The sequence below is a fragment of the Massilia sp. CFBP9026 genome (assembly GCF_034045165.1).
GTDB classification, from domain to species: Bacteria; Pseudomonadota; Gammaproteobacteria; order Burkholderiales; family Burkholderiaceae_D; genus Telluria; species Telluria arenae.
The window spans coordinates 649,428-672,220 of sequence record NZ_JAXCWH010000001.1 but is presented as its reverse complement, the minus strand read 5'-3'; the positions used below and the strand labels follow the sequence as shown (position 1 = coordinate 672,220).

Sequence of the window (22,793 nt, the reverse complement as noted above, 5' to 3'; positions counted from 1 at the left end):
TGATCGAAAGGCGTACTTCCAACCGGGAATCGCTCAATCGACTGAGCGATTCCCGGGATGTGCATGGTGCGCAAGCCGCACTCCCCGCATCAGGGCAGCTCGTAGAACTCGGCCTCGACGATCGACAGCTGCGAACGCGCGACCTGCTGCGCGCCGGCGTCGGCATTGGCCTGGTTGGCCACTTCGAGCATCCGGATCGCTCCCGCGTCATCGGCCTGTCCGTCGAGCGCGATCCTCACTTCGCTGCCGCTGCGCGGAGCCAGCGGCAAGGTAACGTAACCGAGGTTCTTCGGCGTCGTGCCCCGGTACACCTCGGCGCCATCGACGAACACGCGCAGCGGATAGCTGCGCTCGCGCCATCCGGTCAGCTTCAGGACCAGCTCGCGCAGCAGCGCCGGCCGCGCCAGGCGATACGTGATCTCGGCCGGCACACCGGGCTCGTTGGCCCAGCTCGTGGTCTCGTCATCGTCGACCGACAGCGCGGCGCGCTCGCCGTTGCTTGCCGCGGTGCTGCCTGCCACCGGCACCGCGATACGTGATGGCGCGAACGATGGCGTCGGCGGGGTCGGGCCGCGTGCGAGGCGCAGTGGTGGCGGCGCCGGCAGCGCCGCCAGGCCGCCATTGACCGCAACCGGTGTCGACGCCAGCGCGAATTCAGCTGGGGCCAGGCCGTCGGAACGGGCACGCAGCACGATCTTGCCAGCGTCGGTCTTGCTGCGTACGAGGACGCGGTTCACGCCACCTTCCAGCGGCAGCGTGCGCGCCAGCACGTGGTTGTCCGCTCCCTGCGCGATCCCGCCGCGCCATTCGGCCGGCCCTGCCAGTTCGAAGCGCACCGTATCGAGCGCGACCGGATTGCGCCGGCCGGCGGCATCGACCGCCTCAACCTGCACCAGGGCCAGGTCGGCGCCGTCGGCGCGCAGGCCGTGCGGGGACGGTATCGCCGACAGGCGCAAGGCAACCGGCGGCCCGGCGGTCATGAGCACCGCCACGCACACCTGCCGCCCGCGCGCATCGATGCCCACCGCTTTCAGTTCTCCCGCCTCGAACGCCACCGCATCGAAAGTAAAGGTGAAGCGGTCGCTCTGGCGCGCAGGCCCCAGGTCCCGGCCATTGAGCATCAGCCTGACCTGCTCGGCGCTGGAGATCACGTGTACCGGCTTGACCGTTCCCGGGGCATAGTTCCAGTGCCCGACGATATGGGCGCGCGGGCGCTCGACGTCGACCCAGCCGTCCCACATCACCTGGTGCGCGAAGAACGCGTCCTTCGGGATCCGCATCGCGTCCACCTCGCCGCTGCGGCGGTAGTTTTCGGCACCGCGGTGGTGGGTATTACTGTCGGAGAAAATGATGTTGACGCCGCCGCTCGAGACACGCTTGCCGGTGCCGGGACGCTCGCGCCAGTAATCATGCCAGCGGCGCACCGTCTCGAGCGCGAAGCTGTCGCCGTTGCGGTTGTAGGTGGCGGCGCTCTGCCCCTTGTGGAGCGGGCCATCGCCGTCCTTGTGGAACGGCGGCGAGAAATCGTCCCAGAACTTGCGCGCGCCCTCGTCGCGCATGTATTCCATGGCCCACATCGGATTGCGCGCGCTCTTGTTAATGTACAGCATCTCACCGCCGTACTCGGCCACCTCCTGCAACGCGCCGCCCAGCATCTCGCGGCTGCCGGCGGCGCGCCCGCCATGCGGGTCGTAGCGGTCGCGCAGCGCCCGCATCTCGGCCATGTGGGCCGCGCTCACGCCCTTGTTGCCGGACTCGTAGAACAGGATGCTGGGGTTGTTGCGAAAGTAAACGATTGCATCGCGCATCGCCTCCACCCGCTGGCCCCAGCGCCGGTCGCCGACGTCGCGCTCCGAATCGCCGGCCGGCATGGCCTGGATCAGGCCGACGCGGTCGAGCGACTCGACGTCCTGGCGCCAGGGCGCCACGTGCATCCAGCGGATCAGGTTGGCATTGCTCTCCACCGCCAGGCCGCTGCTGTAGTCGCTCAGCCAGGGCGGCACCGACAGGCCCACCGCCGGCCATTCGTTCGAGGTCCGCTGGGCGTAGCCCTTCATCTGCAGCACGCGGTCGTTCAGCCTGACCATGCCGTCGCCGAACCCGGTCTTGCGAAAGCCGGTGCGCGTGACGACGCTGTCGAGCGCCTTGCCGTCGACCCTGAGGGTAGTGACCACGTCATACAGGTAGCCGTAGCCCCAGCTCCAGAAATGCAGCCCCTCGACCTTCGCGCCGGCGCGCGCGGTGACGGTGGCGCCGGCGGCGACAGTCTGTGGCGCGGCGGCGAAACGGGCGACCGCCTTGCCGTCCTTGTCGCGCACTTCCACCTCATACGTGAAGCTGCGCACTTGGTGTGACCCATTATGCACCTCGGATTCTGCCGTCACCGTCGCGCTGCGGCCCGGGATATCGAAATCGCGCGCGTAAACGTAGACGCCGGTCGTGCCCAGGTTCGACAACAGGGGCAGGGTCTGATACAGCGATTCGGTGACGTGCAGGCGCACGTTCTTGGGCAGGCCACCATAGTTGGCGTTGAAATTTCGGTCGGCCCATTGGTAGCGCTGGCCGGTGGCCTGCTCGCGGTAGTCCCAGCGGTTGTCGGTACGCACCGCCACCACGTTCTCGCCCGCGACCAGCGCGGCGCCGATATCGAAGCCGAAGGCCGTCACCCCGTTCTCGTGCAGGCCGATGCGGCGACCGTTGACGAACACCTCGGCCGCCTGGCGCGCGCCTTCGAACTCGATGAACACCTTCTGCCCGGGCGCGCGGTCCTCGATGGTGAAGCGCTTGCGGTACCAGGCGATCCCGGTCGAATGGTCGACGATGTCCCTGGCATAGGCGTCGTCCTCGTTCCAGGCGCGCGGCAAGGTCACCGGCTTCCACGCGCCGTCATCGAAGCCCGGCAGGTGGGCGCCGGCAGGGTCGCCGACCGTCAGCTTCCAGCCGGGGTTGAAATCGTATTGGGCCCGGGCGGCCCAGGCAGGCGTGGCTGCCGATGCAGCGGCCAACAGGACGGCCAGGGCCAGTGCGGTGCTATCCATGAATGTCTCCATCCGGCTAATGTATTAGTGCGCCAGTGCCGGTATTGTTCAGCATCCGGACCCGCCTGTGCGGCCCGGTCTCGAATCACTCAACATCGTGACCGATCGCGTCATCCGGATTGACGGGCGCGCCGAATCATCCGGTAATGGCGGCCTTGACGTATTTCATTCACCAGCAGCGACATCATGAGCAAACCATTCAGACGCATCCTCCTCACCGGCGCCGGCGGCAACCTGGGCCGCCGCCTGCGCGAGCGCCTGCACGATTTCGCCGACATCGTGCGCCTGGCCGACGTGGCCGATATCGGTCCCGCCGGTCCGAACGAGGAAGTGGTGCAGTGCGACCTGGCTGACCGCGCGCAGGTGATGCGCATGTGCGAGGGCGTCGACGCGGTGCTGCACTTCGGCGGCGTGTCGACCGAGGTCGAGTTCGCGCCCATCATGCAGGCCAATATCCTGGGCATGGTCAATCTCTATGAAGCGGTGCACAAGCTGGGCATCCGGCGCGTCGTCTTCGCCAGCAGCAACCACACGATGGGCATGTACGAGACGAGCCAGCGGGTCGACGCCGGCATGCTGCCGCGCGCCGACGGTTACTACGGCCTGTCGAAAGTCTGGGGCGAGAACCTGTCTCGCTATTACTGGGACCGCTTCGGGGTGGAGACGGTCTGCATCCGCATCGGCTACTGCTTCCCCGAGCCGGTGACCCATCGCCAGATGGTCACCTGGCTCAGCCTGGACGACCTGGTCGAACTGCTGCGGCGCGCGCTGGTCACGCCGCGTGTCGGTCACACCATCGCCTTCGGCGTCTCCGACAACCCGGGGCGCTGGTGGGATGACCGCGAGGCGCGCCACCTGGCGTTCCAGGCCGGTGACAGCTCGGCGCGGTTCACCGTCGATGGCGGCCAACCGTTCGCCTATCCGCCGGAGGACGACCTGAGCACCTTCCTGCAGGGTGGCGCGTTCGTGACTACCGGTCCGAAATATCCGCAATAAGGCCTCGATGAAGATTCCCGGCCTGCTTGCCCTTGCCGCGCTGCTGAGTGGCGGCGCTGCCCATGCCCAGCCATTCGCGCTGGACCGCGATGGCGCCCTGCCCCTGCTCGTCACCGACGGCAGCGCTACCACCCGCCTGGCCGCCGACCTATTGGGCCGCGACCTGGAGGCGCTGACCGGCATTGCCGGCCGGCGTGTAGAACGACTTGGCGACTGCCCGCAGCGCTGCATTGTGATCGGCAGCGCCGGCACCGCCCTGGTGCGCGAGGTCGCCGGCGCCATCGGCGCCGACCTGGCGCCGCTCGCCGGGCAGCGCGAGCGCTACGTCCGCGCCATGGGCCGCGCCGACGGACGCGAGGTACTGCTGATCGTCGGCGCCGACCGGCGTGGCGCCGTGTACGGCGTGGTCGACGCCTCGCGCGAACTGGGCATCTCGCCCTGGGAGTGGTGGGCCGACGTCAGGCCTGCGCGCAAGACAGGGCTCACGCTCGACGGTACGCAGCGCCTGTCCCCCGCGCCCTCGGTGACGTGGCGCGGGATCTTCATCAACGACGAGGACTGGGGCTTGCAGCCGTGGGCCGCCAAAACCCACGATCCAGCAAAAGACATCGGCCCGCGGACCTATTCCCGCGTATTCGAGCTGATGTGGCGCCTGAAAGCCAACCTGCTCTGGCCCGCGATGCATGACAGCACCAAGGCGTTCTACACGATCCCCGGCAATGCCCAGGCAGCCGACGACCATGCGATCGTGATCGGTACCTCGCATGCCGAGCCGATGATGCGCAATAACGTCGGCGAATGGCAGGCCGGCTTCGGAGAATTCAACTGGTTCACCAACCGCGACGCGCTGCTGGGCTACTGGCAGCAACGTGTGGACGAGGTCAAGGGCTTCGACAACGTCTACACCCTCGGCCTGCGCGGCGTGCACGATTCGGCCATGGAAGGCGCCAGCGGGCCGGACCAGGCCCGGGCGAAGGTGGAAGAAGTCATCACGGCGCAGCGCGCGATACTGGCGCGCAGAGTCGGCCAGAGCCCCGACCGCATCCCGCAGGCGTTCACGATGTACAAGGAGGTGCTGGACTACTACAACGGCGGCCTGCGGGTGCCGGACGACGTGACCCTGGTCTGGCCCGAGGATAATTACGGCTACCTGAACCAGCTCGGCACGGCGCGCGAACGCGCGCGCAGCGGCGGCAATGGCATCTATTACCACGTCTCGTACTGGGGCCGCCCGCACGACTACCTGTGGCTCGGCACCACCCACCCGGCGCTGATCCGCGACCAGCTCCAGCGCGCCTGGACCACCGGCGCGCATCGCCTGTGGATGCTGAACGTGGGCGACATCAAGCCCAACGAATACCTGGCCGAGTACTTCCTCGACGCCGCCTTCGACGCCAGGGTGCTGGGCCAGGAGCCGGCGCGCCACCTGTCCGCCTGGGCCGGACGGCAGTTCGGCGCCGCCCACGGTGAAGAAGTCGCGGCGATCAAGCTCGAATACTATCGCCTGGCCTGGGAAAGGCGCCCGGAATTCATGGGCTGGAGCCAGACCGAACCCACGCGCCCGGTGCGCACCACCGAATACGTCCGCACCGGCGGCGAGGAAGCCGAGCGGCGCCTGGCGTCCTACCACGCCCTGGTGCGGCGTGCCGAGGCGCTCCAGGACCGGCTGCCTGCGCAGCTGGCAGACGCTTACTTCCAGCTGGTGCTGTATCCGGTGCGCTCCAGCGCCAGCCTGAACGAGCGCATCCTGAAGCTCGACCTGGCCGCGGAGTACGCGCGCCAGCAGCGGCCCTCCTCGAACCTGTACGTACGCCAGGCGCGGCGGGCGCATGCCGCCATCGCGGCCGATGCCGCCGCCTACAACGCCCTGGCGAACGGCAAGTGGGCCCATTTCATGGACGTCGCGCCGCGCCGGCTGCCGGTGTTCGCCGAACCGGTCTACCCGACCTATGACACGTCCACGCGGCGCGGCTGCGGCCTGGTCTACCCGGCGCCGCATTCGGTCGAAGCCAGCCAGCTGGCGGTGCCGGCCGGACGCGCGGTCAGCCGCACGCTGACCCTGGTCAGCCATGGCGGCCAGGACGCCGCCTGGTCGGTCGCGCCCGAGGCGCGCGGCGTGCGCCTGGATGCGGCGTCGGGCCGTCTCGACGCGGCCAACGGCCACGAACAGCGCCTGGTGCTGCATGTCGACGGAAGCGCCAGCCCCGCGCTTACCCTGCGCTGCGGCGCGCAGGCGCTGAAGGTGAACCTGCAGGCGCATGCCGCCGACACTGCCCTGCCGGGCGAGCGCGAACGCATCGTCGTGCTGCCGGCGGCCAGCGCCACGGCATCGCCCGACTGGGAAGCCCTGCCCGGCCTGGGCACGTCCGGCAAGGCCATGCGTGCGCGCCTGGACCTGCCGTCGCGCGGCCCGGAGGCGCTGGCAGGCGTGGCGCCGCTCGAATACCGCTTCCAGACCCGCACTGAAGGCGGCGCCACGCTGCGCCTGGTCGCCGTGCCCGTACATGCACTGACGGCCGAAAACCGCCTGCGCATCGCCGTGCAGCTGGACGATGGGCCACTCGAGACCTTCGACTACACGACGGTCGGCCGCAGCGACGAATGGAAGCGCAATGTGCTGGGCAATATGGCGGTACGCAGCAGCGCGCGGGCGCGGCTCGATCCGGGCCTGCATACCTTGCGCGTCTATGCGCTCGATCCGGGTGTGGTATTGGACCGCATCGACGTCGTGATGGACGGGGCGCCGGAATACTACGGCATGCCGTCTGCTGACTGACGCGGCGCAGGTCGCCAACTACAAAGGTAAACGCAACGCATGAATCGAAAGGAAACGACGACAAACACTTTCGAAACCCTTCGAAACGGCCATTTTCCTCATTAATTATCAGTTCGAGCAGAGCGGCCACCCGAAAACGAAAGTTCTGCGGTACTATCGCTGAGCTGGCGCAATGACGCACCACAGCAACGGCGACGGCCTGGCAAACGAGGCTGCGCCTGACTGACAACCACGACCGGGACACAAGACCCCGGCGGCATAGAGACATCGACCCATGACCCCATTCACCACGCTCGACACGTTTGTCTTCCTGGTCTACTTCGTGGCCATCTCGGCCTACGGCATCTGGATCTACTGGCGCAAGAAGCGCACCAGCGGCAAGGCCACCCACGACTTCTTCCTGGCGGAGGGGTCCCTCACCTGGTGGGCGATCGGCGCCTCGCTGATTGCCTCGAACATCTCGGCCGAGCAGTTCATCGGCATGAGCGGCTCCGGCTACCGCATCGGCATGGCGATCGCCGTCTATGAACTGATGGCGGCCGTGACCCTTGTGATCGTGGCCGTGTTCTTCATGCCGGTCTACCTCAAGAACCGCATCTATACGATGCCGCAATTCCTCGAACAGCGCTACGGCAAGGCGGTGGCCACCACCATGGCGGTGTTCTGGCTGGGCCTCTACGTAGTGGTGAACCTCACCGCCATCCTCTACCTCGGCGCGCTGGCGATCAGCAGCATCGCCGGCCTGGACGTGATGGCCTGCATGCTGTTCCTGGCAGTGTTCGCAACCGTGATCACGCTGGGCGGCATGAAGGTGATCGGCTACACCGACGTGGTGCAGGTGCTGTGCCTCGTGATCGGCGGCCTGGTCACCACCTGGATCGCGCTCGACCTGGTGGCGGCGCTGGCCGGCGGCCAGGGCGCGCTGCGCGGCATGAGTGAGCTGTATCTGCGCGCCGGCGAACATTTCGACATGGTGCTGTCGCGCGACAATCCGGCCTATATGGACTTGCCCGGCATGTCGACCATCATCGGCGGCATGCTGATCGTGAACCTGAACTACTGGGGCTGCAACCAGTACATCATCCAGCGCGCGCTCGGCGCCGACCTGCACACGGCGCGCAAGGGCCTGCTGTTCGCGGCCTTCCTGAAACTCCTGATGCCGATCATCGTCGTCTTGCCGGGCATCGCCGCCTATGCGCTCGACCGCTCGGGCACGCTGGGCGACGCCATGCGTCCGAACGGCGAACTGAATCCCGACCGCGCCTATCCGACCCTGCTCGCCCTGCTCCCGGCCGGCATCAAGGGCCTGGCTTTCGCGGCGCTGACGGCGGCCGTGGTGGCCTCGCTGGCCGGCAAGGCCAACAGCATCGCCACCATCTTCACGCTCGACATCTACAACAAGCACTTCAACCGCGAAGCCAGCGAGCAGAAGATGGTGTGGATCGGCCGGGTGTCGGTAGTGGCCTCGATGGCCATCGCCGTGCTGCTGGCGCCACTGATGGGCATCGACAAGAAGGGCGGATTCCAGTACATCCAGGAATACACCGGCTTCGTCTCGCCCGGCATCCTGGCGATGTTCCTGCTCGGGTTCTACTGGCGCAAGACCACGGCGGCGGCGGCGATGTTCGCCACCATCGGCGGCCTGGTGTTCTCGGTGTTCCTCAAGTTCCTGCCGCTGGCGATGGACCTGTCGTTCCTGGCTCCGATCGGCTTCGCGGTCGACAACGGCGCCGGCGTGTACGAAATCCCCTTCCTCGACCGCATGCTGATCGTGTTCATCATGGTCGTCATCGGCATGGTCGTGATGAGCAAGATGGCCGCGCAGGACGGCACGCTCAAGCGCATGCACATCGACCGTTCGCTGTTCCGGGTCGATGGCGGCTTCGCGCTGGGCTCGGCCGTGATCTGCGTGCTGCTGGTCGCCATCTATGGCATCGGGTGGTAAGCTCAAGACCGACCAACCGACCATGACGAGGAACGCGATGTTCAATCCTACCGACCACCCGCACCGCCGTTACGATCCGCTCGGCGGCGACTGGGTACTTGTCTCTCCCCACCGCGCCAAGCGCCCCTGGCAGGGGCAGCAGGAAGCCCCGGACCGCGCGCCCAGGCCGGCGCACGACCCGGGCTGCTATCTGTGCGCCGGCAATGTGCGCGTCAATGGCGAGCGCAACCCCGATTACCAGGGTACGTATGTGTTCGCGAACGATTTCGCGGCCCTGATGCCCGACACCCCGGACGCGCCGCCTGGCGCCGATCCGCTGTTCCAGAGCATGAGTGCGCGCGGCACCAGCCGCGTGATCTGCTTCTCGCCCGACCATGCGAAATCGCTGCCGCAGCTGCCCTTGCCGGCGCTGCGCGGCGTGGTCAACACCTGGTGCGAGCAGGCCGCCGAGCTGGGGGCCAGCTACCGCTGGGTCCAGGTGTTCGAGAACAAGGGGGCGGCGATGGGCTGCTCCAATCCGCACCCGCACGGCCAGGTGTGGGCCACCAGCTTCCTGCCCGACCTGCCCGCACGCGAAGACCGCCTGCAGCGCGCCTACCACGCCGAGCATGGCCGGCCGCTGCTGCTGGATGTCGCCGAGCGCGAAGCCGGCGCGCGCGAGCGGGTAGTGGTCGAGACCGCGCACTGGCTGGCCGTGGTGCCTTACTGGGCGGCCTGGCCGTTCGAAACGCTGCTGCTGCCCCGGTTCCCGGTCCAGCGGCTGGAAGACCTGGATGACGAGCAGCGTACCGACCTGGCGCTCGCCCTCAAGCGCCTGACCACCCGCTACGACAACCTGTTCCAGACCTCGTTCCCGTATTCGATGGGCTGGCACGGCGCGCCGTATGGCGAGGGTGACAATACCCAGGCTTGGCAGCTGCATGCCCACTTCCATCCACCGCTGCTGCGTTCGGCCTCGGTGCGCAAGTTCATGGTCGGCTTCGAGATGCTGGCCGAGGCCCAGCGCGACCTGACGCCGGAACAGGCGGCCGCCATGCTGCGCGCCGTCTCCGACGAGGTGCACTACCTCGACGCCGCCGACACCTCTGCTTCCAACCCTTGAGCGTACGATGAACGATTCTTTGACGGCCAGAGCGGCCGACGTCTTCCTGGCCGCCTTCGGCCAGCCGGCCACGATCCGGGTGCAGGCCCCGGGCCGGGTCAACCTGATCGGCGAACATACCGACTACAACGGCGGCCTGGTGCTACCCTGCGCCATCGGCTACCGCACGGTGATCGTGGCGCGGCCGCGCACCGACCGCCGCATGCGGGTGGTGGCCGCCGACTACGACGACGCCATCGACGAGTATGCGCTCGACGCGCCGATCGAACGCCTGGCCGCGCCGATGTGGGCCAATTACGTACGTGGCGTGGTGCACGAACTGCTGCAGCGCGAGCCAGGGGGCCAGGGCTTGCGCGGCTTGGACATGGTCATCGCCGGCGACGTGCCGCAGGGCGCGGGCCTGTCCTCCTCGGCCTCGCTGTCGGTGGCGGTGTGCACCCTGTTCTCGGCCCTCCCCGACTATCCGGGCCTGGGACCGATCGAGGCGGCCCTGGTGGCCCAGCGCGCCGAAAACGACTTCGTCGGCTGCAAGTGCGGCAATATGGACCAGATCAGCTCCGCCTGCGGCGTCCAGGACCATGCGCTGCTGATCGATTGCCGTTCATTGGAAGTCAGTCCTGTACCGATTCCCGCGGGCGCGGCGATCATGATCGTCGAATCGCACATCACCCGCGGCCTGGTCGACAGCGCCTACAACACGCGCCGCGCCCAGTGCGAGGAAGCGGCGCGCCACTTCGGCGTGCCGGCACTGCGCGACGTCGACCTGGCCACGCTTGCCGAAAAAGGCGGCGAACTCGATCCGGTCGTGCTGCGCCGCGCACGCCACGTCGTCAGCGAGAACGAGCGCGTCGTCGCGGCGGCAGAGGCGCTGGCCGCCGGTGACCTGGAACGTATGGGAGAACTGATGGCGGCCTCGCACGCATCGATGCGCGACGACTTCGAGATCACGGTACCCGCCATCGACCGCCTGGTCGACATCGTCAAGGGAGCGATCGGCGCGGCCGGCGGCGTGCGCATGACGGGCGGCGGCTTCGGCGGCTGTGTGGTGGCGCTGGTGCCGGAAGCGCTGGTGGAGTCCGCGCGCCAGGCGCTGGCCCGCGACTATCGGGCGCCGAACGGCGCGCAGGCCACCGTGCACGTCTGCCGCGCGGCTGCCGGCGCCGGCAGCCTGTAAGGACTACAGCGACGCTTTCTTGCCGTTGACGATCACGTTGTCCAGCCGTACGCCGGTGGCGCCGGCAATGTCGAGCCTGGGGTCGCGCAGCGTGAGCTCGATGTCCTTGAACACGATGTCGCTAATCTCGGTCTGCCCGGGATTCGGCCGGATGCGCCCGAAGCCGCCATAGCGGCCCGTGATGCCCTCCAGCCGGATATCGCGCACGATGGACTTCGGCGGCGGGACGCCCTTGAGGTCCACGTACTGGGTCCACGGCTGTACCGACACGATGGCGCCGCGCTCCGACTGCAGGACCAGGTTGCGCAGGTGGACGTTCTCGTAGTGCTGGGGCGTGTCCGGGCGCAGCTTGAGCACCGCAACATTGAGCACGTGGCCCGTCACCCGGCAATCCTCGACCAGGATATCGCGCACCAGGGTCGCTTCGCTGCCCAGTGTGATGACGCTGTGGCCGCGCCTGAATTCGCAGTTACGCACCCGCACATCGGTTACGGGCGGGCTGTCCTTGTCCTGCAATGCAAACGGTCCCTTGGAGCCCTTGGCGGCGATGCAGTCGTCGGTCACCGAGAAGTAGCAGCCGTCGATTGTCACCCGCTGGCAGCTATCGAGGTCGATCCCGTCGGTGCTTGGCGCCTGCTTGTAATCGTCCGGCACCACGAAGCGCGCATGCTTGACCGTCACGTCCTGGCAGCGGTACAGGTGCAGGTTCCAGAACTGCGAATCCTTGAAGGTCACACCCTCGACCGTCACGCCGCGCGAACGCTCGATCAGGGCCAGGCGCGCGCGCGGCACGCTGATGTTCGGGAAGTTGCCCGGGTCCTTGTAGGCATTGCGCAGCTTCCAGAAGCGGTCCCAGATCGGACGCCCGGCACCGTCGAGCGTGCCCTCGCCGCTGAGATGGAAACCGTCGCAGCCGTCGGCATTGACCAGCGCCGGGTTGAAGTTCTCGGCGAAGTGGCCTTCGATCCGGGTGCGCCGGGCCGGAAAATGTTTCAGGTCCGTCGAGCACTTGAGGACCGCCCCCTTGGCCAGGTGCAGGTGCACGCCGGGCTTGAAGAACAGTGCCCCGCTGACGAAGACGCCGGCCGGCACGACCACCGTCCCACCGCCGCGCGCGGCCAGCCCATCGATCGTCTGCTGGATAGCGGCGGTGTTGACGGTCTTGTCGTCGGCCACGGCGCCATGAGAGGTGATGTCGGAGCGCTCGGCGCCTACCGCCAGGACCGGCACCGCGGAGGCGCCGAATGGCGCAGCCATCAACGAGAGCGTCAGGCGCCGGCGATGGGAGTGAGTGTGCGGCATGGTCTTTTCTCCTCGTGTGTCATGGTCCCACCAGGCCAGCCGCGCGCGCCGCCTCGTCCAGCGAATCGCCGACCAGCGCCATGTTCTGGATCGCGGCCAGGCTCCACTGCGCCGAGCCGTTGGTGCCGATATTCGGCAGCTCGTGTAGCTCGCGCAAGACCGCCACGCCGCCGACCTTTCTCGCGGCCGCGTGCGACTTCATGAAGTTCGAGGCGAACAGTTCGCGCCAGGCGCGCAGGGCCAGCGCCCGGTCGCGCTCGTGATGGGCGGCGTAGGCGGAGAGGCGCGAGTGCGAGTCTGGCTGGGCCCGGCCGCGCGGCGCGCTGCCCAGCAGCGCGACCAGTTCTTCACTGGTCGCGTTGTAGTAGCGGCAGTACTCTAGCCAGGCCTTGCGGTAGCCCGGTTCGTCGATCAGCGTCAGGAGCTCGGAACTCATCTCGACCACGCCGAACACGCCGTTCAGTTGCGAGATGCGGGCCTGGTCGCCCGGCCCGCTGAATTTCCCGGTCCTGGGATCGTAGGGCGCCGCCGAGGCAAACCAGCGGCGCTCGAGCGCGCCGATGGTGCGCATGCCGTTCACGATCTTGTCGCGCCAGCGGGTGTCGCCCGTGCGTTCCCATTCGGCCAGCCAGGCCGCGACCAGCGAGCCCCAGACGGTGCCGAAGGAGGCGTCGACCAGCGCCGGTGCATTGGCCGACCTGCCTGCCGACGGCAGCGCGCCGGGCGTGGAGCCGGGACGCAGCTTGCGGCCGATGTCGACCTTGTGCAGGTCGGCGTCGGAATCGAGCAGCTCGCGCATCAGGTCGCCCGTGCGTTCGTCGGCGGTGAGGAAGTAGTAGATGCGTCGATAGGCAGCGTTCGATACGCGCGGCTGCTTGGACGAATCCGACCAGTGCTGCACGCCATGGCGCGTACCGAAGCCCTTGAACGGACCGGCATGGTACACGTCCACTTCGCCCGTATGCCGCGTCATCGCCTCGGCGAACCTGAAGATGTCGGCGCGTCCGGTGCGCAGGTAGCTGTACCACAGCCACAGGTCGGTCGACAACTCCGAATTGTCCCAGGCATAGCCGCCGATATCGTAGCGCCACATGTGGCGGTCGTTGTCGTAGGCATGCATCACGTCGCCATAGGACCAGAACCCATACCAGCGATGCTGCTCGACTTCGCGCAGGTACTGGTCCAGCCTGAAGGCGAGATGATCCTCGATCAGCTGGCGCGCCGGCGTGCTGCGGTCGCTCACGTCCCAGTCGCCGAACACGCCGCAGGCGTGGATGCGGGCAGGTTCCAGCACCAGCCGGGCTGGATTGGCCACCTGCTCGGCCATGTCCGAGAAGTCCTGGTGCGAAGGCGTGGCGCCCAGCACCCACAGTTGCAGCTCGGTGGTGCGGGCCACGCCGGGCGAGGCGTCCCAGCCCGGCTCGTAGTCCTCGTAAGTGATGTTCAGGCCCGCGATTTGCTCCTCGAAGGTGTCCATGCCGTCGGCCGAGCGGTAGGAGCGCATGTCCATCGCCGGGCTTGAAGGGGACCACATCCAGGCGGTGACGTCGGCCATGTCGCTCGCCGCCTTGCGCACGTCCAGCTGGCTGGGTGTGCGCTGCCAGAAATCCTTGAAGCCGAGCGCCACGCCGCCCGTCGCGCCGCCGGCATACACCAGGCCGCGGGTCCTGGCGCCGGCGTTGGCGTCGATCCAGGCGTGGCCACTGCGGGTGCGCTTGCGCAGCGCGAAGCCGTCCGGCGTGGGCTGCGCCAGCGTAAAGTCGCCCCACTCAGGAATCCAGCGCAGGCCATCCTGCACCGGCTTGGCCATTCCGGCCAGCGGCGGCAGCGCCTGGCCGGCCACTTGCGCATCCTTGTATTCCTGGCCGGGATCGCGCCGCAGGCCGGTCACCGGCCGCACCGCCTCGCCCCACACGCCGACGCCTTCGCCGGCGAAGCGCACATGGCGGTCGTGGGTCGCATCAGGCATGGCTACCCTCGCCGTCACGCCGAGTCCTGCAATGAAATCCCGGGCCGGATCGCCGTCATAGATGAAGGAGTGGACGATGCGCACGCTGTCCGAACCGGCGTAGAAATACAGGCGCACCGAGAATGGCAGCCAATCGCGCCCGGCCCCTGCGCGCGCGGCATGCACGCCGTCGAGCTTGACGACGGCCCGCACCGGTCCCTCCTGCTCCAGCGTGACACGCGTGACCTTGCTGGTGAAGAGTTCGCGACGCACGCTGCCCGCGTCTTCCGGCTCGGGGCCGTCCTGGCGCAGCGCGACCAGGCGGAGGTGCTGCATCGTCACCCTGCCGGCGCGGGTCGCGCGCTCGACCAGGTATTCGCCGCTGGTCGGCACGGTCCACGTCAGTTCGCCGGCGCTGACCGTGAGCGCCTCAGCAGACTGCCTGACCGATACGCCCGCTTTCGCCGTGCCCCCGCCCGGCTCCAGGTTCCAGCCGGAGGCAGGCGCGCCGCCGGCCACCGCATGCGCGGTCCACTTGAGCGAGCCATCCGGCCAGTAGGCCAGCGGCCACGATTGCAGCGCGGGACCACCGGCGCCCAGCGTGAAGCGCAGGTTCTTGTTGGCGGCCAGGCGCAGCGTCCCGCGCGGCCACGGCACGCCCAGGGTGGCGCCTTCGAAGCGCGCCGGCGCCTGGCCGTCGAGCCAGCGCAACGCGGTGCCGGAGACCGGCTTGCCTTTGCCGCCGACGTTGGCGGTGGCGGCGTGGGATGCGATCGGTGCTCCCGGAACGGCGGCCAGCGCGGCCGCCATCTGCACGAAGCGTCTGCGGGATGGGAGGAATGGTGGCAAGCGGCGTCTCCATCTGATATTTCAGTGCGATGGATTATGCGGCCGTGGGCTGCGCGTTGGACTTCCTGAGCAGAAATAATCAAGCAATGGATCGATTCACGCGCAAGCCGCCAGCTCGCAGATCATCTCCGCCAGCAAACGCGATCCCTTCATCATCTCCTTCTCAACCACGTTCTCGGACAGCTCCAGGCAGGCCGCGGTTTCGAGCTGGGACAGCCCTTGGATTCTGCGCGCCCGGTAGACCTGCCGGCAGCGCCGCGGCAGCCGGTCGATCAGGCGCAGCACCCAGCGCAGCTCGGAACGCGCCATGGCGACGCGCTCGGTCGACGGGCTGGCCTCGGGCATATCGAGGTCGTCCAGGCTGGCCAGCATATCGATCCGCAGCGCGCAGTCGCGGCGAAAGCGGTCCAGCATGATGTTCTTCGCGACCTGCATCGCGAACGCCCTGGGCGTCGCGATGTGCTCGACCGACGCGCTGCGTAGCAGGCGGCAGTAGACCTCCTGGACCAGGTCGTCGACATCGTCCGGCGTCGCACACAGCCGCCGCATGCCGGCGCGCAGCTCCGCCTCGAACGGCATTACGTTGGCAGTGACCCATCCGCTGTTCAACGACATGGTTCGCTGGATCCTCATGTGGCTTGAAGGCCCCTCAGTATTTACACCTTTTGGTTCCGTTGGGCCCTCTATCGCCATTCAATCAACAACTTGATCTTTACGGTCGGCGGCGGCGGGAACCGTGTCCGAATTCGTCATTGATGCGGTAGACGGCATATCGCCACCTACCCAGAAAACATAACATCGATATCGGAGACAGCGACCATGAGATCCAGACATCAGCTTTCCCCCGGCGCCGCAGTCCTGCGCCGCAGCCTGACCAGCCTCGGCGTGCTCGGCATGCTTGCCACGCTCGATACGCAAGCGCAGGAGGCTGCGCCGCTCGAAACCGTGGTCGTCACCGGCTTTCGCGCCAGCTTGAACAGCGCGCTGAACACCAAGAAGAATGCAGATGGCATCGTCGACGTCATCAAGGCCGAAGACGTCGCCAAGTTCCCCGATGCGAACCTGGCCGAATCGCTGCAGCGCGTGCCGGGCGTGTCGCTGGTGCGCGGCGACGGCGGCGAGGGCAAGCAGATCAGCGTGCGCGGGCTGAACGCGGGCTTCACCCGCGTGCGCATCAACGGCATCGAGGCGATCTCCGCGACCGGGGCCTCGGACATCAATGGCAGCACCAACCGCTCGCGCGCCTTCGACTTCTCGGTGTTCGCCTCGGAACTGTTCAACAGCCTGGAAGTGCGCAAGACCTCGCAGGCCGACATCGAGGAAGGTTCGCTCGGCGCCACGGTCGACCTGCGCGCGGCGCGCCCGTTCGACTTCAAGGGCGAGACCATCAGCATCGGTGGCCAGCAAGCCTACAACACGCTCGCGCACCGCCCCGCCCCGCGCGCCACGGCGCTGTACTCGAACCGCTGGGATACCGGCATCGGCAAGGTGGGCTTCCTGGTCTCGGCTGCCTACTCCAAGCGCCATGCGACGGAGGAAGGCTATGAGGCGGTCGAACTGCTGTCGGCCGACTCGGACGGCGGCTTCTGCTCACCATTGGGCGCGACGCCGCAAAACCCCGCCAACTCGGGCGTCAAGGGCATCACCCCGGCCAACTGCGGCTTCAACCTGCCTCGCACTTCAACCGGCGCCGCTTACAACGACGTGTTCGGCCGCACCGACAGCTATGGCAATACGGTGGCCACGCCGGCGCCCGGGTCGGGCGCCTTCCATCCGCGCATTCCGCGCTACCGCCGCTCGGTGGCCGAATACGAACGCGCGGGCCTGACCGCGGCCTTCCAGTGGCGCCCCGCCGCCGGCACCGAACTCAATCTCGACCTGCTGGGCGGCGACTTCAAGAACGACCGCTATGACAACTACATCTCGGCGATCTCCTTCGGCCGCAGCCTCGCCGCCGCCAACGGCAAGCCGCAGACCTCGATCGTCGAGACCTCGTTCAACGGCAACGGCAGTTGGGAATACGGCCGCTTCAACGGCGTCGACGTGCGCTCGGAAGGCCTGCTCGACGTGAACAATACCGAATTCCGCCAGCACGTCTTCTCGGGCACGCACAAGCTGACCGACACCATCGAGCTCGATTTCATGAGCGGCGTGTCGCGCTCGACGCTCGATTCGCCGATGCGCGCCACGGTGCAGATCGACGCGCCCAACGTCAACGGCTTTTCCTATGATTTCCGTGGCAACCGCAACGTCCCGACCATCGATTTCGGCGTCGACGTCGCCAACCCGGACAACTTCAGCTGGGGCCCGGTGGACCCGGACGGCACGGTACACGGCCAGTTCGTCGGCCGCAAGCTCGAAACCGGCAACAAGCTCAAGACCCATGCAGTGGGCGCCAGCTGGGACATCAACGACAACCTCACCTTGCGTACCGGCTGGTCCAAGCGCGAGAACAGCTGGACCAATTTCGAGGTCGGCTCTGGCGCGCCGAACGGCCTGCCCAATCCGGCGGGATTCCGCATGGATAGCGTGACACGCATGATCAGCAATTTCGGCCGCGGCCTGGAAGGCAGCGGCTATCCCAGCCAGTGGGTGGCCATCGACCTCGACAAGTTCCGCAAGGTGTGGGACATCGAATGCCACTGCGCCGCGGTCCCGGGCTCCGAATACAATCTGCTGAACCAGTCGAACCGCCGGGTGCGCGAGAAGATCGATGCCCTGTACCTGTCGGCGGACTTCCACTACGACGTCGGCCCCGTCACCTTGCGCGGCAACGCGGGGGTGCGCGCCGCCGAAACGAAGGCCACGGCGGCGGCGCTGGTCAATGCCGGCGGGCGCCTGGAAGAGATCAGCTTCGACAAGACCTACCGCGACTACCTGCCGGCGCTGAACCTGACCGCGCAACTGCCGCGCGAGGTGTTCCTCCGATTCTCGGCCGGCAAGACCCTGTCGCGGCCTGAATACATCGACCTGGCGCCATCCGCTGCCGTCAATGTGCAGGCGCAGACGGTCGGCATCGGCAATCCAGAACTCGACCCGATCCGCGCCAGGACCTACGACCTGCAGGCCGAGTGGTACTACGACAAGGGCGCCATGGTGTCGTTGGGCTTCTTCCGCAAGGAGATCGACACCTATATCCAGAGCGTCGGCGAGCGGGTTCCGTACAATTCGCTGGGCCTGCCGGACGCGCTCCTGGCCGGCGCCGGCTGCTCGCTTACGGGCGGCACGCCGGCCTGCCCTACCCTGCCGGATTCACTGGTGACGGTCAGGCGCGCGGTGAACACGCCGGGCGGGCCGCTCAACGGCCTCGAATTCAACCTGCAGGCGCCGTTCAACTTCCTGCCCGGCGTATGGCGCAACTTCGGCCTGCTGGCCAACTACACGCGCGTGAAATCGACCATCACCTACATCACGCGCACCGCGACCGCCACCCTGCCCCAGCTGTCGATGGATGCGAACCTGGTCGGCATGTCACCCAAGGCGGGCAACCTGACCCTGTATTACGAGGATCCGAAGTTCAGCGCACGGATCTCGGCGGCGCACCGCTCCGAGTACCTGTTTAACGTGTTGGGCGACGTCAACGGCCACGACTTCACCTTCGTCGACGCCGCCACCAACCTGGACTTCTCGATGTCGTATAACCTGACGCCGCAACTCCGCGTCACGCTCGAGGGTTCCAACCTGACCGACGAGCCGCTGCGCTACGGGCGCGACTCGCAGCGCAACGACACGCTGCTGTACGCGCACTCGGGGCGGACCTTCGCCTTAGGGATGGCGTACAAGTTCTGAGGAGCCCAGGGCGCGTGCCTGGGCCCGCGCCTTGACGCCGGCGCGCGGCCCGGTCACGCGCACCAGCACGCTCGCGATCCCCGCCTCGGTTTCCACCACGTGGCTACCGACGATCTGCGCGCCTTCGATGCCGGAGAATGCAACTTCGGTGCCAGTCGCAGGCACCGTGGTGCCGTTGGCGTCGCGCAGGCGGGCGCGCAGGAAGACCAGGTCGCCCTCGACGGCGGGCACGCCGAGGTCGTCCAGTTCCAGCGCCAGCGTCGTCGGCTGCTGGGGCGTGCGCACGCGGTGCTCGGCCACGACTCGTCCGCCAGCATAGGCCAGCGCCACGAGTTCGCCGGGCGCATAGCCGCCGGTGTCGAATTCGAGCGGGGGATGCGCCAGGCGCGGGTGGGTGCTGGAAGGTGCGCTCTTCTGGCGGCCTACCAGCTTGCCGTTCAGGCGCAGCTCGACCTCCTCGGCATTGCTGAACACGCGCACGCGCGGATTCGAGTTGGCCTGCCAGTAGCTGGCGATGAAGACCATCGGGCCGCCACCCCAGCGGGGTGAACTCTCGGTGGCGCTACGTTGGGAGCGGAAGAACTCGGCCGCGAACTTGGGCAGGCGCTCGATGCTGAGCAATCCCGATTCCTCGAGATCCGCCGCATAACCGCGCGCATAGTCGAACATCACCCAATAGCCGTCGGCGAAGGCAGGCGTGGCGGCGTTGTCGTCGTGGGCCTCGGCCACATTGCGGGCCTGCTGCAGCAACCGGGTTTCGCCGCTACCCAGTGCCTGGCGGCTCGAGCGGTCGACCGGCTTGAGGTCGGCCCAGGCGTCCTGGTTCAGGCCAGCGTTCATTGCATAGTATTCCCAGTCCCCATACTCGGACACGATCAGCGGCTTAGCCGGCAAGGCATGCTTACTCCCTATCCTGTGCTGGCGCGCCTGCAGATAAAGATCATAGGTCTGCGGCACCCAGCCGGCGGACCAGGCCTGGTCGCCCGGGTATTCCTGGTGCACGGTGGCGTGCAGCGCCTGCACCAGCGGATCCGGCATATCGGTCTCGTTGAGCGAGCACTCCCAGGCTACGACACTCGCATGGTTGCGATCGCGCCGGATCATGTCGGCGCAGGTGCGCAGCGCCTGGCGTGCGAAAGCCGGGTCGGGATTGTGGAACTGCCAGCCGGGGATGGCCGGCAAGACCATCAGGCCCAGTTCATCGGCCGCCGCCATGAAGGCCGGCGACTGCGGATAATGCGACAGGCGCACGAAGTCGAAGCCGTAGCGCTTGATCAGCAGCGCATCGCGCGCATCGGCCTGCGGCGACAGCGCATAGCCGACGTATGGGTATTCCTGGTGGCGGTTGACGCCGCGCAGGCGCAGGGGCTCGCCGTTGAGCAGCAGGAGGCCGCCCTCGAAGGCCAGGCGGCGCACGCCGATGCGGGTCGCGACCAGATCCTCGCGGCCGGCGGCGGAGACCCTCGTCTTCAGCTGATACAGGTTCGGCGTCTGCGGCGACCATAACCTGGGCGTGCGCACCGTGAGCGGCATGGTGACGTGGCGGCGTTCGCCCGCCTTCAGACGCAGCTGCTGCTCGGCCTGGGCCACTTGCCTGCCCTCCCATGCCAGCGTGTGGCGCACAGTGACCGCCTGCGTGCTCTTCGACGTGTTGCTGACCTCGGCCTTGACCTCTACCTGCGCCTCGCCCTTGTCGGCGCGCGGATAGGTCACGAATATCCCGCCGCCGGCCGGCGTGGCCGAGAGCATTTCGTCCGTGACGTGCACCGGCGGCTTGATCACGAGCCGCACGTCGCGGTAGATGCCGCCGTGCTGGATGTAGTCGAGCTGCTTGAGCGGCTTGGGGCCGGTGATCGGGTTGTCCTCGTTATTGGCGCGCACCACGAGTTCGTTCGCGCCCACGGGCCGCAAGGCATCGGTGACGTCGAACGCGAACGGCAGGTAGCCGCCCAGATGCTGTCCCAGGTGGCGGCCGTTCAACCAGACGTCGGCCACGTTCATCACGCCCTCGAAACGCAGGATCGCGCGCTCGCCCGGCCGCAGCGTGACGTCCAGGCGCTTCTTGTAGAACGCCGTGCCCTGCCAGGGGGCGGTCGGTACGCGCGGCTCGATGCGCGCCGCGTGCGGGAGGTTCACCTCGGACCAGGCGCCGTCCGGGACCTGGTCCGGGCTAACGAGCTGGCCGGCCTCGTCGCGGTAGAACTGCCATGATGCGTTCAGGTTGAGTTCTGCCGCCTGTACAGGCGCGGCCAGTGCCAGCGCCAGGAGGGCCGCACGGATCAGGATCAAGACCATGTTCATCATTCGCGCACCAGGCTGAAGTCGTCGAGGGTGAGCCAATCGCCGTCCTTCCCTTCCGAGTAGACGCCGATCTGCACACTGCCGGTGGCAACCTGGATGCCGGGCAGCGTCACCTCGGTCCACTGCGCCAGCGGGTCCGGCAGCGAGCGGGCGATTTCGGCGCCGCCGTGCCCGGAAGCGTACAGCCGCGCCACGCGCTGGCCGCCGCTACTCTTCACCCAGGCCTTGAGGGTATAGCGGCCATTCGGCAGCGTGACATTCTGGATCGCACTGCCCATCGTCTGCCCCGCATGACGCAGGCTCAATGCCCAGCGTCCGGTGCGTCCCTCCAGCACGTTCATGAACGGCGCATCGCCCTTGATGCTGGTCCAGCTGCTGACCCATCCTGCGACGCTCGTCTCGCGCACCCGGTCCGCCTCGAAGCCGGGGTTGAGCAGGTAGTTATTGCCTTTGCCGACGGCCCAGGTGCCGCGCGCGGCGTCCAGCGTGAATTCGCTGAGCGAGTTGAAGCGCGGCGCGGTGCCCTCGAACGACAGCGGCGTCCAGACGTGGTAGCCATGCCCGTTGCCGGCAAAATTGCTCCAGCGGTCGCCCGCATACAGCACCGTGGTGCCGGCGCTGCCCTGGAGCGGAATGAAGAAGCCGTTCTGCGACACGTGCGAAAAGTCCGCCTCGGTGCCCTCGATGATCCGCTCCGGCGTGTACGGGCCGGTGATGTTCGGCGACGTCATGTAGAAGCTGCGCGAGGCGTTCCAGCCGTGCAGGTCGGACGAGCAGAAATAGTACAGGCCCTTGTGCTTGAACATCGCATTGCCTTCGCGCCCGCCGGCCGGCGTACTGTGGATGTTCGTCGCCGCCTCGACCTGCAGGAAGTCGGATTGCCGCAGCGGCGCCACGTACAACTGGCGCCGGTCGCCGTTGCTGCTGAAGATCAGGTAAGGCTGGCCGTCGTCGTCGGTGAACACGGTCTGGTCGCCCGAGGTGGGCGTGGCGACGTTGTCGATCTTCGCCTGCAGCCGCTCGAACACGAAGGGGCCGTTGGGACTGGCGCTGGTGGCGAACAGCACGCCGCCGCCAGTGCCCTTGCTGCTGTACTGGGTGAGCAGCACGTACTTGCGGGTCGCCTTGTGGTAGACCACGCCCATGCGTCCCAGCCAGGCCTTGGGATCGTACTGCTTGCCCAGGCCTTGAGGCGTAAGGACGTCGCCCTCGAAGGTCCAGTTCACCAGGTCGGTCGACGAGTAGGCGGTGACCGCGCTGAAGTGCGGCTGATCCAGCGCCTTTCCCGGCGCCTCGGCATAGCTCACCGCCTCGGCATACTTGACGCCATACCAGTAGTACTTCGCGCCGACCTTGAGCATGCCGCCGCCCTGCGAGTAGATCGGCCTGCCGGCGGTGTCCTTCCAGAAGATGCCGTTGCGGATGGTGGTGTCGGCGGCAGTTGCCCCCTGCGTCACGCCAGCAAGGGCCAGCGCCAGCGCCAGGCAGGCGAACCCGCCGCTGCGAAAGAAATGCTCGATCATCGATTCTCCAGTATGACGCCCGTCGCGTCGGGCATGCGGGAACGTCGCGT

Annotated in this window: 12 protein-coding genes; 6 read left to right on the top strand and 6 right to left on the bottom strand. The window is 67.5% G+C overall.

Going from position 1 to position 22,793, the window contains the following annotated elements:
* Positions 1-89: 89 nt before the first annotated feature.
* Positions 90-3,038 (bottom strand): glycoside hydrolase family 2 protein, encoded by a 2,949-nt coding sequence (locus SOM28_RS02780; RefSeq protein WP_320467104.1) that lies wholly within the window; start codon positions 3,036-3,038, stop codon positions 90-92.
* A 186-nt stretch (positions 3,039-3,224) separates the two neighbouring features.
* Between SOM28_RS02780 and SOM28_RS02775 the strand changes: the two genes are divergently transcribed.
* From SOM28_RS02775 to galK, 5 genes are all read left to right on the top strand, one after another.
* Entirely contained in the window at positions 3,225-4,034 is an 810-nt protein-coding gene (locus SOM28_RS02775) for an NAD-dependent epimerase/dehydratase family protein (RefSeq protein WP_320467103.1), read from the top strand.
* A 7-nt stretch (positions 4,035-4,041) separates the two neighbouring features.
* Positions 4,042-6,810 (top strand): glycosyl hydrolase 115 family protein, encoded by a 2,769-nt coding sequence (locus SOM28_RS02770; protein ID WP_320467102.1) that lies wholly within the window; start codon positions 4,042-4,044, stop codon positions 6,808-6,810.
* 274 nt (positions 6,811-7,084) lie between these two features.
* Positions 7,085-8,755 (top strand): sodium:solute symporter family transporter, encoded by a 1,671-nt coding sequence (locus SOM28_RS02765; RefSeq protein ID WP_320467101.1) that lies wholly within the window; start codon positions 7,085-7,087, stop codon positions 8,753-8,755.
* Between the two features lie 37 nt (positions 8,756-8,792).
* On the top strand, positions 8,793-9,857 hold the full coding sequence (locus tag SOM28_RS02760) for a UDP-glucose--hexose-1-phosphate uridylyltransferase (RefSeq protein ID WP_320467100.1): 1,065 nt from the start codon (positions 8,793-8,795) through the stop codon (positions 9,855-9,857).
* A 7-nt stretch (positions 9,858-9,864) separates the two neighbouring features.
* Complete coding sequence (galK, locus tag SOM28_RS02755) at positions 9,865-11,031, top strand: galactokinase (protein ID WP_320467099.1); 1,167 nt, start codon at positions 9,865-9,867, stop codon at positions 11,029-11,031.
* A gap of 3 nt (positions 11,032-11,034) precedes the next feature.
* Here galK and SOM28_RS02750 read toward each other — a convergent pair whose 3' ends face one another.
* The 3 genes from SOM28_RS02750 to SOM28_RS02740 all read right to left on the bottom strand — a co-directional run bounded on the left by SOM28_RS02750 (position 11,035) and on the right by SOM28_RS02740 (position 15,745).
* Positions 11,035-12,333, bottom strand: a complete 1,299-nt coding sequence (locus SOM28_RS02750; RefSeq protein ID WP_320467098.1) for a glycoside hydrolase family 28 protein — start codon at positions 12,331-12,333, stop codon at positions 11,035-11,037.
* 19 nt (positions 12,334-12,352) lie between these two features.
* Positions 12,353-15,130, bottom strand: coding sequence for an exo-rhamnogalacturonan lyase family protein (locus SOM28_RS02745; protein ID WP_320467097.1), 2,778 nt, complete (start codon positions 15,128-15,130; stop codon positions 12,353-12,355).
* 96 nt (positions 15,131-15,226) lie between these two features.
* Positions 15,227-15,745: an RNA polymerase sigma factor gene (locus tag SOM28_RS02740; RefSeq protein ID WP_320467096.1), complete on the bottom strand. Its 519-nt coding sequence runs from the start codon at positions 15,743-15,745 to the stop codon at positions 15,227-15,229.
* A 204-nt stretch (positions 15,746-15,949) separates the two neighbouring features.
* On the opposite strand from SOM28_RS02740, the gene SOM28_RS02735 reads away from it, so the two are divergent.
* Complete coding sequence (locus SOM28_RS02735) at positions 15,950-18,919, top strand: TonB-dependent receptor (protein ID WP_320467095.1); 2,970 nt, start codon at positions 15,950-15,952, stop codon at positions 18,917-18,919.
* On the opposite strand, the gene SOM28_RS02730 is transcribed toward SOM28_RS02735, so the two are convergent.
* Together SOM28_RS02730 and SOM28_RS02725 are read right to left on the bottom strand one after the other, a co-directional pair.
* Complete coding sequence (locus SOM28_RS02730) at positions 18,896-21,223, bottom strand: glycoside hydrolase family 2 TIM barrel-domain containing protein (RefSeq protein WP_320467094.1); 2,328 nt, start codon at positions 21,221-21,223, stop codon at positions 18,896-18,898. The genes SOM28_RS02735 and SOM28_RS02730 overlap by 24 nt on opposite strands.
* The gene (locus SOM28_RS02725) at positions 21,220-22,743 is read right to left on the bottom strand and encodes a family 43 glycosylhydrolase (RefSeq protein WP_320467093.1); all 1,524 of its coding nucleotides are present in this window, start codon (positions 22,741-22,743) and stop codon (positions 21,220-21,222) included. The genes SOM28_RS02730 and SOM28_RS02725 overlap by 4 nt, the downstream gene beginning before the upstream one ends.
* Between the last annotated feature and the right edge of the window lie 50 nt (positions 22,744-22,793).